This window comes from Pedococcus sp. P2_E5 (assembly GCF_056403895.1).
In genome coordinates this window covers 47,562-60,724 of sequence record NZ_JBFUEP010000011.1, presented here as the reverse complement: position 1 = coordinate 60,724, position 13,163 = coordinate 47,562, and the positions used below count along the sequence as shown (strand labels likewise).

At 70.4% G+C, this 13,163-nt stretch carries 13 protein-coding genes; 4 read left to right on the top strand and 9 right to left on the bottom strand.

Going from position 1 to position 13,163, the window contains the following annotated elements:
- Positions 1-34: 34 nt before the first annotated feature.
- Together AC1DVZ_RS05480 and AC1DVZ_RS05475 are read left to right on the top strand one after the other, a co-directional pair.
- Complete coding sequence (locus tag AC1DVZ_RS05480; RefSeq protein WP_477617169.1) at positions 35-331, top strand: SHOCT domain-containing protein; 297 nt, start codon at positions 35-37, stop codon at positions 329-331.
- Positions 332-460: 129 nt separating this feature from the next.
- Positions 461-820: an SPW repeat protein gene (locus AC1DVZ_RS05475; RefSeq protein ID WP_477617189.1), complete on the top strand. Its 360-nt coding sequence runs from the start codon at positions 461-463 to the stop codon at positions 818-820.
- A gap of 7 nt (positions 821-827) precedes the next feature.
- On the opposite strand, the gene AC1DVZ_RS05470 is transcribed toward AC1DVZ_RS05475, so the two are convergent.
- From AC1DVZ_RS05470 to AC1DVZ_RS05445, 6 genes are all read right to left on the bottom strand, one after another.
- Positions 828-1,220, bottom strand: a complete 393-nt coding sequence (locus AC1DVZ_RS05470) for a hypothetical protein (RefSeq protein WP_477617168.1) — start codon at positions 1,218-1,220, stop codon at positions 828-830.
- Positions 1,221-1,293: 73 nt separating this feature from the next.
- Entirely contained in the window at positions 1,294-1,683 is a 390-nt protein-coding gene (locus tag AC1DVZ_RS05465; protein ID WP_477617166.1) for a DUF779 domain-containing protein, read from the bottom strand.
- 6 nt (positions 1,684-1,689) lie between these two features.
- Positions 1,690-3,213 carry an acetaldehyde dehydrogenase ExaC gene (gene exaC, locus AC1DVZ_RS05460; RefSeq protein ID WP_477617165.1) on the bottom strand — a complete coding sequence of 508 codons (1,524 nt, stop codon included), beginning with the start codon at positions 3,211-3,213 and terminating at the stop codon, positions 1,690-1,692.
- Between the two features lie 125 nt (positions 3,214-3,338).
- Positions 3,339-4,538: a GAF domain-containing protein gene (locus tag AC1DVZ_RS05455; protein WP_477617188.1), complete on the bottom strand. Its 1,200-nt coding sequence runs from the start codon at positions 4,536-4,538 to the stop codon at positions 3,339-3,341.
- Between the two features lie 179 nt (positions 4,539-4,717).
- The gene (locus tag AC1DVZ_RS05450) at positions 4,718-5,245 is read right to left on the bottom strand and encodes a LytR C-terminal domain-containing protein (RefSeq protein WP_477617164.1); all 528 of its coding nucleotides are present in this window, start codon (positions 5,243-5,245) and stop codon (positions 4,718-4,720) included.
- 61 nt (positions 5,246-5,306) lie between these two features.
- Complete coding sequence (locus tag AC1DVZ_RS05445) at positions 5,307-5,603, bottom strand: type II toxin-antitoxin system VapB family antitoxin (protein WP_179421136.1); 297 nt, start codon at positions 5,601-5,603, stop codon at positions 5,307-5,309.
- A 90-nt stretch (positions 5,604-5,693) separates the two neighbouring features.
- Here AC1DVZ_RS05445 and AC1DVZ_RS05440 point away from each other — a divergent pair, with 90 nt between their 5' ends.
- A complete protein-coding gene (locus tag AC1DVZ_RS05440) occupies positions 5,694-7,277 on the top strand; it encodes a helicase HerA-like domain-containing protein (protein ID WP_477617163.1) in 1,584 nt (527 codons plus the stop codon).
- A gap of 5 nt (positions 7,278-7,282) precedes the next feature.
- On the opposite strand, the gene AC1DVZ_RS05435 is transcribed toward AC1DVZ_RS05440, so the two are convergent.
- The 3 genes from AC1DVZ_RS05435 to AC1DVZ_RS05425 form a co-directional block, all read right to left on the bottom strand.
- A complete protein-coding gene (locus tag AC1DVZ_RS05435) occupies positions 7,283-8,203 on the bottom strand; it encodes an AEC family transporter (protein ID WP_477617162.1) in 921 nt (306 codons plus the stop codon).
- A 9-nt stretch (positions 8,204-8,212) separates the two neighbouring features.
- Entirely contained in the window at positions 8,213-10,120 is a 1,908-nt protein-coding gene (locus tag AC1DVZ_RS05430) for a propionyl-CoA synthetase (protein ID WP_477617187.1), read from the bottom strand.
- A 279-nt stretch (positions 10,121-10,399) separates the two neighbouring features.
- Positions 10,400-10,957, bottom strand: coding sequence for a hypothetical protein (locus AC1DVZ_RS05425; protein WP_477617160.1), 558 nt, complete (start codon positions 10,955-10,957; stop codon positions 10,400-10,402).
- Positions 10,958-11,220: 263 nt separating this feature from the next.
- Between AC1DVZ_RS05425 and AC1DVZ_RS05420 the strand changes: the two genes are divergently transcribed.
- Positions 11,221-13,119 (top strand): HNH endonuclease signature motif containing protein, encoded by a 1,899-nt coding sequence (locus AC1DVZ_RS05420; protein WP_477617158.1) that lies wholly within the window; start codon positions 11,221-11,223, stop codon positions 13,117-13,119.
- Positions 13,120-13,163 lie beyond the last annotated feature (44 nt).

Below are 13,163 nucleotides of genomic sequence, written 5' to 3'. Positions count from 1 at the left end.
TGAGGTGTCAGCCCAATCCGACCAAGGAGTCACCATGACGAGCATCATCGCCAGCGCCGCGACCGCGGCCAGCCTGGCCGCCCACGACGACCACTGGAACGGCCCCGGCCCCTGGTGGCCGATCTTCCCCTTCCTGTGGCTGCTGTTCATCATCGGCATCATCGCCACGTTCCGGTTCTTCGGAATGCGTCGCTGGAGGCAGTTCCAGGGCCACGCCGGCACGCGCGCCGGGGAGGCCAGGCTCGCCGAGCGCTACGCGGCTGGTGAGATCGACGAGCAGGAGTACGAGCGGCGGCTCGCCACGCTCAGGCGGATGGGCTCGACCGACTAGGCGGATGGGCTCGACCGACTAGGCAGACCGGCGGATCATTGCCAACCCCGTTGGGAGGGAAGACAATCGAAGTGTTCGGCCCGCCTCGGATCGACGGACCAACTTCAAGGAAAGCTGGTTGTGACAACCATGAAGCGATGGACCCATCCACAGGATCTCGTTGCTCTGATCGCTGGCGCCTATGCAGCCCTCTCGCCGTTGTGGACCACCACGACGGACCGGGCGACCACAACCATGGTCGTGCTTGGTGCCATCACCGCAGTCCTCGCCCTGATCGAGCTGGTCAGGCCGGACATGCTGTCCGTCGAGGGGCTCACCGCCCTCATGGGCGCCCTCATGATCGCCGCTCCGTGGGTGATGGGGTTCAGCGGCACCCGTCCGATCTCGTGGACCGCGTGGATCGCCGGCGCGGTCGTCCTCGTCGTCGGCGCCGCGGATCTGCAGGTCACCAGATCGCACCACAGGGGCACCATGGCGACCACGCACTAGGGGTTGGTCACACGACGCTCAACAGCGCCAGCGCATAGGCGCACTCGGGGTCGGGGTCACTGAAGGTGCCCCGGCCCCCTTCGCTGTCCACCTGCACGATCCAGTCGTTGCCGTCGCGGTGCAGCCCAGCGAACCGGTCGCCCAGCAGGGCCCGCAGCTGGTCCTCCCGCGGCATCCACAGCGCGGTGTCGAGGGTGACGGAGTCGAGCGCCCACTCGGTGGTGCCGTTGAAGCCCAGCAGCGGTTGCCCCTTGAACGTGTGCACGTCGATGGTCAGGTGGCTGATCCAGAACACCTCGCCGACGATGTTGGGCTGGTCGATCGTGAACCGGTCGCCCGGCGTGGGTTCCCAGAGCACGCCGCCCTGGCTGAGGCTGCGCGACAGCTCCACCGTGATCATGGGCCGAGCCTACGACGAAGAGGTATGCCGCGCGGCCGGGCGCGCACGCGGCATACCTCCGTCTGTGGTGACCTCACAGCAGGTCGAAGGCGCGTAGCTCGTCCTCGGACATGAGGCGCGAGCGGATGAGGAAGCGAACGCCCTCGGGGGCCTCGACGGAGAAGCCGCTGCCCCTGCCCTTGACCACGTCGACGGTGAGGTGGGTGTGCTTCCAGTAGGCATACTGCGACAAGGACATCCAGAACTCGACGGGGTTCAGGATCCCACCCACTGCGAGCTCGGCGAGCAGCACGTCGGCGTCGCCGGTGATGAACTCGCCTGCGGGGTAACACATCGGGGAGCTGCCATCGCAGCACCCTCCGGACTGGTGGAACATCAGCGGGCCGTGCTTCGCGGTGAGGCGGCGGAGCAGGTCCGCCGCCTCACCGGTGAAGTCGACCCGGCTGTGCTGGGTCGTGTCCACGCCGGCCTAGAAGAACCCGAGCGCGTCGGGCGAGTAGGAGACGAGGAGGTTCTTCGTCTGCTGGTAGTGGTCGAGCATCATCTTGTGGTTCTCGCGGCCGATGCCGGACTGCTTGTAGCCACCGAACGCGGCGTGCGCCGGGTACTGGTGGTAGCAGTTGGTCCACACGCGCCCGGCCTTGATGCCGCGCCCCATCCGGTAGGCCCGTGAGCCGTCGCGGGTCCACACGCCGGCGCCGAGCCCGTAGAGGGTGTCGTTGGCGATCTCGAGCGCCTGCGCCTCGTCGGTGAAGCTCGTCAGCGAGACGACCGGTCCGAAGATCTCCTCCTGGAAGACCCGCATCGAGTTGCTGCCCTCGAACACCGTCGGGGTGACGTAGTAGCCCTCGGCGAGGTCGCCGTCGAGGATGTTGCGCTCGCCGCCGGTGAGGACCTTGGCGCCCTCCTGCCGGCCGATGTCGAGGTAGGACAGGATCTTCTCGAGCTGGTCGTTGCTGGCCTGCGCGCCGATCATGGTGGTCGTGTCGAGCGGGTTCCCCTGGGTGATCTTCTCCACGCGCTCGATGGCGTCGCCGACGAAGTCGCTGTAGATCGACTGCTGGACCAACGCCCGCGAGGGGCAGGTGCAGACCTCGCCCTGGTTGAGCGCGAACATCGAGAAGCCCTCGAGCGCCTTGTCGTAGAACGCGTCGCTGCTCTCGGCCACGTCCTCGAAGAAGACGTTCGGGCTCTTGCCGCCGAGCTCGAGGGTCACCGGGATGATGTTCTGCGAGGCGTACTGCATGATCAGCCGACCCGTCGTCGTCTCGCCGGTGAAGGCCACCTTGGCGACCCGGGGAGACGACGCGAGCGGCTTGCCGGCCTCGACGCCGAAGCCGTTGACCACGTTCAGTACCCCGGCCGGGATGAGGTCACCGATCAGCTCGAGCACCTTGAGGATCGACCAAGGCGTCTGCTCCGCCGGCTTGAGCACCACGGCGTTGCCCGCGGCCAGTGCGGGGGCGAGCTTCCACGTCGCCATGAGGATCGGGAAGTTCCAGGGGATGATCTGCGCGACCACGCCCAGCGGCTCGTGGAAGTGGTAGGCCACGGTGTTCTCGTCGATCTCGCTGCTCGACCCCTCCTGGCCGCGCAGCACGCCGGCGAAGTAGCGGAAGTGGTCGATGGCCAGCGGCAGGTCGGCGGCCAAGGTCTCGCGGACCGGCTTGCCGTTGTCCCAGGTCTCGGCGATGGCGAGCATCTCGAGGTTCTCCTCGAGCCGGTCGGCGATCCTGTTGAGGACCAGCGACCGCTCGCCCAGCGAGGTCTTCCCCCAGACCGGTGCCGCAGCATGGGCGGCGTCCAGGGCCGCCTCGATGTCCTCGGCGGTGCCGCGGCCGACCTCGGTGAAGGCCCGGCCGGTCACGGGTGAGATGTTCTCGAAGTACTCGCCCTTCTTGGGCTCGACCCAGTTCCCGCCGATGAAGTGCCCGTAGCGTGGCTCGACCGTGACCTTCGAGCCCTCGGTTCCGGGGGGTGCGTAGACCGTCATCGCTGTTCTCCCAACGTCTTTGGTGGTGCCCCGCTGTGGGGTCGGCCCGACGTTAGGCAGCGCAACGTTGCGACGACGTTGCACGGCGCAGAACTACAGGGGGTATGCCGCGCGGCGGGCAGGCGTCAGATGCCGTGCTCGCGGTCCAGGCGGGCGATCTGTCCGGCGACGAGGGGGCGCAGCGGCGAGGACGCCGTCAGGCACGCCATCTGCGCCGTCCACACCTCGTAGTCGTCCGCGCCCCAGGCCGACCGGGTCCAGGTGGACATGAGGTCCGGCTCGCGGCTGGCGAGCACGGCCCGCCGCAGCTGGCCCTCGACGTTGTTGCGCAGCCGCGTGACGCCGGGCGCGGTCGAGTGCGGCAGCAGTGGGCCGAGGTAGGACCGCAGGGCGACGTCGACGGACCCGGCGGCGAGGTGCGCCTCCACCGCGAGCCAGTCGGCGGTCACCTCTGCGGCCAGGCGGTAGGGGCGCGACGCCAGCACGTCCTCGCCGAGCAGGGCGCGGAGCCGGTTGAGCTCGGCGCGCAGGGTGGACGTGCTCACGTCATCCTCGTAGAGGAGCACGGCGAGCTCGTCGCCGGACAGGCCTCGCGGCGCGGCGGCCAGGAGGAGCACGATCTCGCTGTGCCGCGGACTGAGCCGCAGCGTCCTGCTCGCGCCACGTCCGTCGTCGACGGTGAGCAGCGCGTCGTTGCGGCCGAGGCCGTGCAGCGACAGGGCGATCCCCGCGTGGCTGGGTCGGGAAGGCTCCTTGGCGCGGGTCATCAGCTCGCGGGCGAGCTCTGCCTCCGCCATCCTCGCGGCGGCCCGCACCATCGCCATCGTCTGCGGCACGACGATCTGCTCGCCGCCGGTGATGTCGAGGACGCCGAGCAGGGTGGCCGTGGTGGGGTCGTGGATCGGGGTCGCGGCGCAGCTCCACCGCTGCACCGACCGGCGGAAGTGCTCCGCTCCGATGATGTTCACGGGCTGGTCGAGGGCCAGCGCCATGCCCGGCGCGTTGGTGCCGGCGAGCCGTTCGTCCCAGTTGCTGCCCTCGACGAAGCCGATGCTCTCGGCCCGGCGCAGCACGCTCGGGGTGCCGCAGACCCAGAGCAGCTGGCCGGCGGCGTCGGAGACGGCCATGATCGCGTCGCAGTCGCGGGCTGCCCGGCCGAGCACGTCGTCCAGCAGTGGGAAGACCTGGGCCAGCGGATGAGCCTCGCGGTGGTCGCGCAGGGCGTCGGCGGGCAGCGTGATCGGCGCCTCCACCCGGTCGGCCTCGACACCGGCGGCGGCGGACCTGACCCAGGAGTCCGCCACCTGGGCGCGGACGGCCGTCATCGGTTCCACGTCGTCAGTGTGGGTGGCGCTGCCGCGCTTGTCACCGGCCGTCCCGACAGGTGAGGCGAGCGGGCGGTCCGACCAGACGGGCGGTCCGACAGACCGGCGGTCCGACAGACAGGCGTCAGACCAACAGGCGGTCGGACGTGAGGGCGTTCGGCCGACTCGACCGGCGCGGCTCAGCAGCCGGACGAGCTGGGTGCCGTCGTGGTGGCCGTCGCCTTGGGTGGTGCCGTCAGGGCGGTGAACTTGGCGCCCAGGACGAGGTCGACCGAGGAGTCGGTGCGACTGTCCTTGATGCCCTTGGATCCCTTGACCAGGGCCAGCACCAGCTTGGCCGACGCGGTCCCCGTGGCGCCGTAGCGCACCTCCGCGGCGACGGCGACCTTCCTCTGGAGCGGGTCGTTGCTCACGGCCGACACCTTGAACCCACGCTTGCGGACGTCGGACGCGGTCTTGGCCGCCAGTCCCGTGCGATCGGTGGCGTTGTAGACGTTCACCGTGACCTGCGAGGGAACCCTCACGCCGGACGTCGCCGTGCAKGTCGAGCTAGGCGCTGCCCGGGGTCTGCCGCTGTCCTCGAAGTACGAGTAGGCGTACCAGAAGGCAAAGAAGAGCATGAGCGCGACGATCCCGAGCGTGATGAGGGCACGGCGTCGGCGGGCACGGCGCGTACGCGAGGCGCCGGCCTCCACGACGTAGTTCATCGACCCACCTCCACCCGGGGCCCAGTGTGCGTGGGGTCAGTGCGGCCCCCGCTGCGTGGGGTCAGTCAAGCACGAGGACGCGCGCGTGGAGGGTAGGACGCTGTTGAAGGGCGGCACGAAGTGCGCGGTGCAGGCCGTCCTCGAGGTAGAGCGTCCCCTCCCACTCGACGACGTGCGCGAACAGGTCCCCGTAGAAGGTGGAGTCCTCGGCGAGCAGGTGGCCGAGGTCGAGGGTGCGCTTGGTGGTGACGAGCTGTTCGAGCCGCACGAGGCGCGGCGGCACGTCCGCCCAGTCACGGGGCGTCTGTTTTCCGTGGTCGGGATACGGCCGGCCCTCGCCCACCTTCTTGAAGATCACCCAGCAACCATAGGCGTATGCCGTGTGGTCGGCCCTTCGTGTGTCGTGACACCTGCCCGGGGGTGTGGGACCCGCACTAGAGTGCCGAACGTGACCGAGAACGCGACGCCGGAGCAGCCCGCAGAGCCCAACGCCCAGCTCGACGAGATCCGCGCCGGGTACTCCTTCGCGGGGGGTGCGCTCCACTTCGGGGCCGCTGTCATCGACGGCGTGGCCCATCCCGATGCGCCAGTGCGGATCCCGCTGTCGACGCTCAACCGGCACGGCCTCGTGGCCGGTGCGACGGGTACGGGCAAGACCAAGACCCTGCAGCTCATGGCCGAGCAGCTGTCCGGCCAGGGTGTGCCGGTCTTCCTCGCCGACATCAAGGGCGACCTGTCGGGCATGGCCACCGCAGGAACGGCCAACGACAGGATCACCACCCGCGCGACGGACGTCGGGCAGCAGTGGGTCGGCACGGCATACCCGACCGAGTTCCTGTCCCTGGGTGGGCTCGGCAACGGCATCCCGATCCGTGCCACGATCACGTCGTTCGGGCCCACGTTGCTGTCGAAGGTGTTGGGGCTCAACGAGACCCAGGAGTCCAGCCTCGGCCTGGTGTTCCACTACGCGGACAAGAACGGCCTCGCACTGCTGGACATCAAGGACCTGCGCGAGGTCATCGCGTTCCTCAACTCCGACGAGGGCAAGGCCGACCTCAAGTCGCTCGGCGGACTGTCGGCGGCCACCGCCGGGGTGATCCTGCGCGAGCTGATCGCCTTCTCGGACCAGGGCGCCGAGGCCTTCTTCGGTGAGCCCGAGTTCGACACGCAGGACCTGCTGCGGACCGCCGCAGACGGCAAGGGACTGGTGACCTGCCTCGAGCTGCCCGCCGTCCAGGACCGGCCGGCGCTGTTCTCCACGTTCCTCATGTGGCTGCTGGCCGACCTGTTCCACGACCTGCCCGAGGTCGGGGACGTCGACGAGCCCAAGCTGGTGTTCTTCTTCGACGAGGCCCACCTGCTGTTCAGCGACGCGAGCAAGGCGTTCCAGGACGCCATCGAGCAGACCGTGCGCCTGATCCGCTCCAAGGGCGTCGGCGTCTTCTTCGTGACGCAGTCACCCAAGGACGTCCCCGGCGACGTCCTGGCGCAGCTCGGGAACCGGGTCCAGCACGCGCTGCGGGCCTTCACACCCGACGACGCGAAGGCGCTCAAGGCAGCGGTGTCGACCTACCCGCACAGCGGCTACGACCTCGCCGAGCTGCTGACCTCCCTCGGCACGGGCGAGGCCGTGGTCACGGTCCTGTCCGAGCGGGGCGCCCCGACACCTGTCGCGTGGACCCGGATGATCGCGCCGCAGTCGCTGATGGCCCCGTCCGACGAGGCGACGGTGAAGCAGATCATCGCGGCGTCGCCCCTGTCGCCGAAGTATGCCGCCATGGTCGACCGCGAGTCCGCCTACGAGAAGCTCCAGGCGCGGTTGCAGCAGGCGCCCACCCCCGAGGAAGCCCCCGCCCCGGCCCCCAAGGCGCCGGCACCGGACCGCGCTCCCCGTCAACCGAAGGAAGAGCCGGGCTTGGTCGAGCAGGTCGTGAAGTCGAGCGCCTTCAAGTCGGCGCTGCGGTCGGCCGGCACCGTGCTCGGTCGCGAGATCACCCGCTCGATCTTCGGCACCGCCCGCCGTTCCCGCTGAGGGGCTCAGCCGAGGACGGCGGCGACCAGCAGGATCACCGGCACGGCGCCCACCGTCGTGATGAGGATGGTGTCGCGGGCCAGCACCGTGGCGCGGTTGTAGCGGGTCGCGTGCACGAAGATGTTCTGCGCCGTGGGCAGCGCCGAGGTGACCACGATGGCCAGCAGCGCATGCCCGTCGACGCCGAGCAGGACGCTCGCGACGAACCACGCCACCGCCGGTTGCACGAACAGCTTGAGCGCCGAGGTCGACGCGAGCTCGGCCACCGACCCGGCCCGGCCCAGCCCCGGACCCAACCGCAGCGCGATCCCGTAGGCGACGAGCATGCACGGGACCGCCATGTCGCCGAGCAGCCCCAGTGGCGCGGCGACCACGGTGGGCAGCGTCCAGCCGGTGATCGACAGGCCTAGCCCGACCAGTGAACCGACGGTCAGCGGGTTGCGGAACGGTCGGGTCAGCAGCTGCCACCACCGCGACCGCCCGTGCGCGTCGGCGTCGAGGAAGCCCAGCGCCAGCGGTTGCAGCACGAGCAGCTGCAGCAGCAGGGTGGGCGCCACGAACGCCGCGTCGCCCAGCACATAGCTCGCCACCGGGATCCCGAGGTTTCCGGCATTGACGTATGCCGCGGACAGGGCGCCGATCGTCGTGTCACCGAGCGAGCGGTGCCAGACCAGCCGGGCCAGTGCGATGTAGATGCCAGCCGCCGCGGCCACGCCCGCCAGCGAGGCGATGAGGTTGGCGGACAGCACCTGGTGCACGTCGGCCCGGGACAGCGTGATCACCATCAGGGCCGGACTGGCGACGAAGAAGGCGATGCGCGAGAGGACTTGCTGTGCCCCGAGATCGACGATCCTCAGGTGGGCGAGCAGGGCGCCGACGGCGATGACGACGCCGATGGTCGTGAACCCGTTGAGTACGCCCTGCACACCGACAGGCTAGGTGGGCGGTCGCAGCACCGGCGCAAGGGTCTCAAGGACCGACGCGTCCTCGATGGTGCCCGGCACGTTCGGGGTCTTCCCGTCGGCGATCTCGCGCATCGTCTTGCGCAGGATCTTGCCGGAGCGTGTCTTGGGGAGTGCCATCACGATGTCGACCCGCTGCAGCGACGCGATCGCGCCCACCTCGTCACGGACCCGCTGGTGCAGCTCGGCCCGGATCCGCTCACCGTCGGCCGCCCCGTCGACCCCGGCCTTGACGACGACCAGCGCACGCGGCACCTGGCCCTTGAGGTCGTCGTTGACCCCGATCACCGCACACTCCGCCACGGCGGGGTGACCCGCCAGGGCGGCCTCGATCGAACCGGTCGACAGCCGGTGCCCGGCGACGTTGAGGACGTCGTCGGTCCGGCCCATGACGTAGAGGTAGCCGTCCTCGTCGACCAACCCGCCGTCACCGGTGAGGTAGTAGCCGTCGAACGCCGAGAGGTAGCCCGCGACGTAGCGGTCGTCGTCGCCCCACAGGGTGGGCAACGTGCCCGGGGGCAGGGGCAGCCTGATGCAGATGGCGCCCTCCTCGCCAGCGGGCAGCTCCTGCCCGCGCTCGCCCAGGATCCGCACGTCGAAGCCCGGTGTGGGGACGGTGGGTGAGCCCGGCTTGATCGGCATCGGCTCCAGGCCGCGCAGGTTGGCGGCGATCGGCCAGCCCGTCTCGGTCTGCCACCAGTTGTCGACCACCGGCACCCCGAGCCGCTCGGTCGCCCAGGCGTGGGTGTCGGGGTCGAGCCGCTCCCCGGCGAGGAACACGGTCTCGAGGCAGGACAGGTCGTGACCCTTCATCAGCTCACCATCGGGGTCGTCCCGCTTGATGGCCCGGTATGCCGTGGGGGCAGTGAACATCGCCTTCACACCGTGGTCGGCGATCACCTTCCAGAACGCGCCCGCGTCCGGCGTGCCGACCGGTTTCCCTTCGTACAGAACGGAAGTCGCGCCCGTCAGGAGTGGTGCGTAGACGATGTAGGAGTGGCCGACGACCCAGCCGACGTCGCTGGCCGTGAACCACGTGTCTCCCGGGTCGATGCCGAAGACGTTGCCCATGGACCAGCGCAGCGCCACGGCGTGGCCGCCGTTGTCGCGCACGATCCCCTTGGGCCGCCCGGTCGTGCCCGAGGTGTAGAGGATGTACAGCGGGTCGGTCGCCGAGACCTCGACGCAGTCGGCGGGCTCGGCATCGGCGACCAGCTCGTCCCAGTCGAGCTCCTCCCAGTCGGTATCGCGCTCGCCGACCGCGGCCCGCGCCTGGCGGCGCTGCAACACGATCACCGACTCGGGCTTGTGCGAGCTGCGGTCGAGGGCCGCGTCGAGCAGCGGCTTGTACTCGACCAMTCGCGTCGGCTCCACCCCACAGCTCGCCGCCACGATGACTACCGGCTTGGCGTCCTCGATGCGCGCTGCGAGCTCGGCGGCCGCGAAGCCACCGAAGACGACCGAGTGGACCGCTCCGAGGCGCGCGCAGGCCAGCATCGCGACGACCGCCTCGGGCACCATCGGCATGTAGATGACGACCCGGTCGCCCTTCTCGACCCCGAGCGAGGCCAGGGCACCCGCGAACGTCGCGACGCGATCGAGCAACGCGGCATACGTGATGGTCTCGTGGGTGTCCGTGACGGGACTGTCGTAGTGAAGTGCCGCCTGGTCGCCGCGCCCGGCGGCGACGTGCCGGTCGAGCGCGTTGAAGCAGGTGTTGAGGGTGCCGCCGGTGAACCACCGGTAGAAGGGCGGCCGGTCTGCGTCCAGCACCCGCCCCGGGGGAGTGATCCAGTCGATCGCCTTCGCCGCCTCGCCCCAGAAGCCGTCCGGGTCCCTGAGGCTCTGCTCGTATGCCGCGTCGTACGCGCCGCTGCCCATGTCGCCGCTGCCCATGTCGCCATTGCCCATGTCGCCATCGTGCGGCACGGGGTTGGGACCCGCCAGAGCAGACGGGCAGCTGCGAAGGGCTCGTTCCCGAGCCGAAGCTTGCCAAGGAGGGCCTCCGGCTCACGCCAGCCCGCGGAGGTGCCCTCGACGGGGCCTTGATCCTGGCCGACGGTTGCTGGGGGTGGGCAGCGTGCTGGAGCACCCGGCATACCTGCTCGTGGAGAACGCCGGAGGCGTCCGCGGTCCACGGCCGCGCTGACGCCGCGGTGGTCAGTCCTGGGGGCTGGTCTGGTACTTGATGTAGGCGCTCGAGTCCCGGTGCCACAGGCGGATGAGGGCCCAGGCCCCGACCACGAGCAGGGCCAGGGCGAAGGTCTGGGCGAAGAGGCCGGCGGTGGGCAGCAGTCCACCGAAGAAGCTCGCCACGGCGAGCGCGAACAACACGCTCGCGACGATGCGGCCCCACTTGGACCCGCGCGCGGTGACGCGGGCCATGTAGAGCCAGAGGGCGCAGCCGAGCACTGCCGTGACTGTCGTGACCGTGAGGGTGACTCGCAGCACGCCGTCGATGTCGGCATCGGTCGCCACCAGCCGGCCGGCCTTGGCTTCGTTCACGATGGCGGCGCGCAGCTGGTCCCGCGTGAGGAAGCCGCGGAGGATCTCGGCGACCTCGAGGGCGGCGCCGAACCGCATGAGCCGAATGCTGTCGACGATCGAGCGCGGCGGGACCACTGGAGTGCCCGGGCGCCACAAGCGCTGGGCTTCCGGCCGCCCGTCGCCGGGACCGTCAGGGCTCAGCACTCCGCGCCACGAGATCTGTCGAGCCATCTGGTTGGTGCTCCCTCCGAGCGATGTGTTGACATCCTGTCCCGGAACTCTGCGCAGGGCCAGTTCCGCGGCTGGGGCCGCGGTGTGCGCCGGACGGTCGGTGCCCATTCGCCACTGATCGTCGGCTGTCGGCGGGTTCGCTGGCGAATGGCGGTGGTGTGCACTCGGGGACGGCGTCGAATCACGGATTCGTTGTGGTTTCAACGGAATTCGCTAGCCGGCGCCTCTTGTCGGTGTCGGTGTCGATAGGTAGACTCGAACACATGTTCGAATCATCGACCGTTGCTGCGGCGATCCAGTCGGAGCTGGACCGGTTGCGCACCGATGGCCGGGACCGGTCGCTGGGTGAGCTGGTGGAGCTGGTGGGTGCCTGTCAGTCGCTGGTCAACCAGGTCACCGCGCTGCAGACCCTGGCGCTGGCGCACGTSGCGGCGGTCGAGGATGTCGGYCTGGAGGACGGCACCGTGGTGGAGCAGCACCGCGGSYTGGGGCACCAGCGGTTGGACGCCCCGGCCCTGGTCAGTGACCAGCTGGGGGTCAGTGACGCGGTCGCGAGCAGCCGCCTGTCGGYGGCGGTGGACGTGGTGACCCGGGTGCCGGGGGTGTTCGAGGCGATGGGTGCGGGCCGGCTCGATGAGTACCGCGCCCGGGTCGTGGCCGAGGAGCTGCGGGACGCGCCGGTGGAGGTGTGTGCGCAGGTGGTGGCCCGGGTCGCCGGGTCGCTGGGCTCGGAGCCGGCGGCGGTGTTGCGGCGCCGGGTGCGCCGGGTGCTGGCGGCGGTGGACCCGGACCTGGTGCGGGCCAAGGCGGCCCGGGCCCGGTCCGAGCGGGGCCTGCGCCGCTGGCCCGGGGACGAGCCGGGGGTGGACACCTGGATGGGTTCCTTCCCGGCCGAGCAGTCCCGCAGCGGGTGGGCGGTGATCGACGGGCTGGCCCGTCAGTACGTCCTCGAGGGGAAGGCGGTCGGGGTGGAGCAGGCCCGCGCGGATGCGTTGATGGACCTGATCCACGCCCGCGCGASCGGCACGTTCGTCGTGCAGCTGGCCGTCCCCGCCGACCAGCTCACCGAGCCGGACCAGCCCACCGAGCCGGACGAGCCCACCGAGCCCACCGAGCAGACCGAGCCCAGCGCGGCGGCAGATCCCGACGGTGACGCTGTCCCGGCCGAGGCAGCCGACGCGGCTACCCCGCCGGAGGGGGAGGACGAAGCGCTGGTAACGGTGGCCGGGCTCGGGATGCCGGGCACCACCAAGGTGCGGCGCGGATGGGTGACGAGCCTCGCGGACGCCGCGCGCGCCGCGGAGACCACTGACACCCCAGACGCCGCGCACGCCGGGACCGCTGACACCACGGACGCCACGCACGCTGCGGAGGGCACCGATGCCACGGACACCATGGGCGACGTTGGCGCCACGGACCACGCTGGCACCACGGTGAGCCGGTCTGCCGCGCGCCTCGAAGTGGTCGCCTGCCATGCCGAGACCGGTGCCTTGTTGCCCGTGTCGGCCGATCCTGACAAGGTCCGCGGTCACCGGGCGATCGAGTCCAGGGCCTACCGACCACCCGCGGCGCTGATCGACCTGGTCAAGGCCCGTGACGGGCAATGCCGCTTCCCCGGTTGCACGATCAACGCACAGTTCTGCGACGTCGACCACGTCCGGCCCTGGCCCTTCGGGCAGACCCATGCGGCGAACCTGATGTGCCTGTGCCGCCGACACCACCGCATCAAGCAGACCGTACGGTGGCGGGTCCGCATCGAGCCCGACGCCACCGTCACCTGGACCGACCCCCTCGGCAGACTGCGCACCACCCTGCCCCAGGACTTCCTCCAGCTCGAGAATCGCCAGGTCGCGAACCGCCAGGAAGACATTCCGTCCCAAGCCCCGCCTCCGCCAGTCCCGCCTCCGCCCCTCGGCCTCGTGTCCCGAGGCACGCCGGTCCCCATCTGGTCCGCATGGGAGGACGAGCTTGCCCACCAGAGGTGCGCGGCTGAGCGTGCGACCCCTCGACCCGGCCGTGGCGCGTGGGTCGGCGCGAGGCTGGACGTCAGCACGCACGGCAGGGTGGTGGTCCTCGACCAGACCTACGGCCAGACCTGCGAGCGGCGTCGACCGGGCCGGGCGGGCCGACGAGCGCGGGCTGACGAGCCGCCGCCCTTCTGATCGCCACCCGTGTCGCGCGGCAGGATGACAAAGGCCCCGCCCCA

Bases quoted from the DNA above. Each gene is read 5' to 3' on its own strand.
- AC1DVZ_RS05480 (WP_477617169.1), top strand. From the start codon at position 35: ATGACGAGCATCATCGCCAGCGCCGCGACCGCGGCCAGCCTGGCCGCC.
- exaC (WP_477617165.1), bottom strand. From the start codon at position 3,213: ATGACGGTCTACGCACCCCCCGGAACCGAGGGCTCGAAGGTCACGGTC.
- AC1DVZ_RS05455 (WP_477617188.1), bottom strand. From the start codon at position 4,538: ATGACGGCCGTCCGCGCCCAGGTGGCGGACTCCTGGGTCAGGTCCGCC.
- AC1DVZ_RS05475 (WP_477617189.1), top strand. From the start codon at position 461: ATGAAGCGATGGACCCATCCACAGGATCTCGTTGCTCTGATCGCTGGC.
- AC1DVZ_RS05470 (WP_477617168.1), bottom strand. From the start codon at position 1,220: ATGATCACGGTGGAGCTGTCGCGCAGCCTCAGCCAGGGCGGCGTGCTC.
- AC1DVZ_RS05425 (WP_477617160.1), bottom strand. From the start codon at position 10,957: ATGGCTCGACAGATCTCGTGGCGCGGAGTGCTGAGCCCTGACGGTCCC.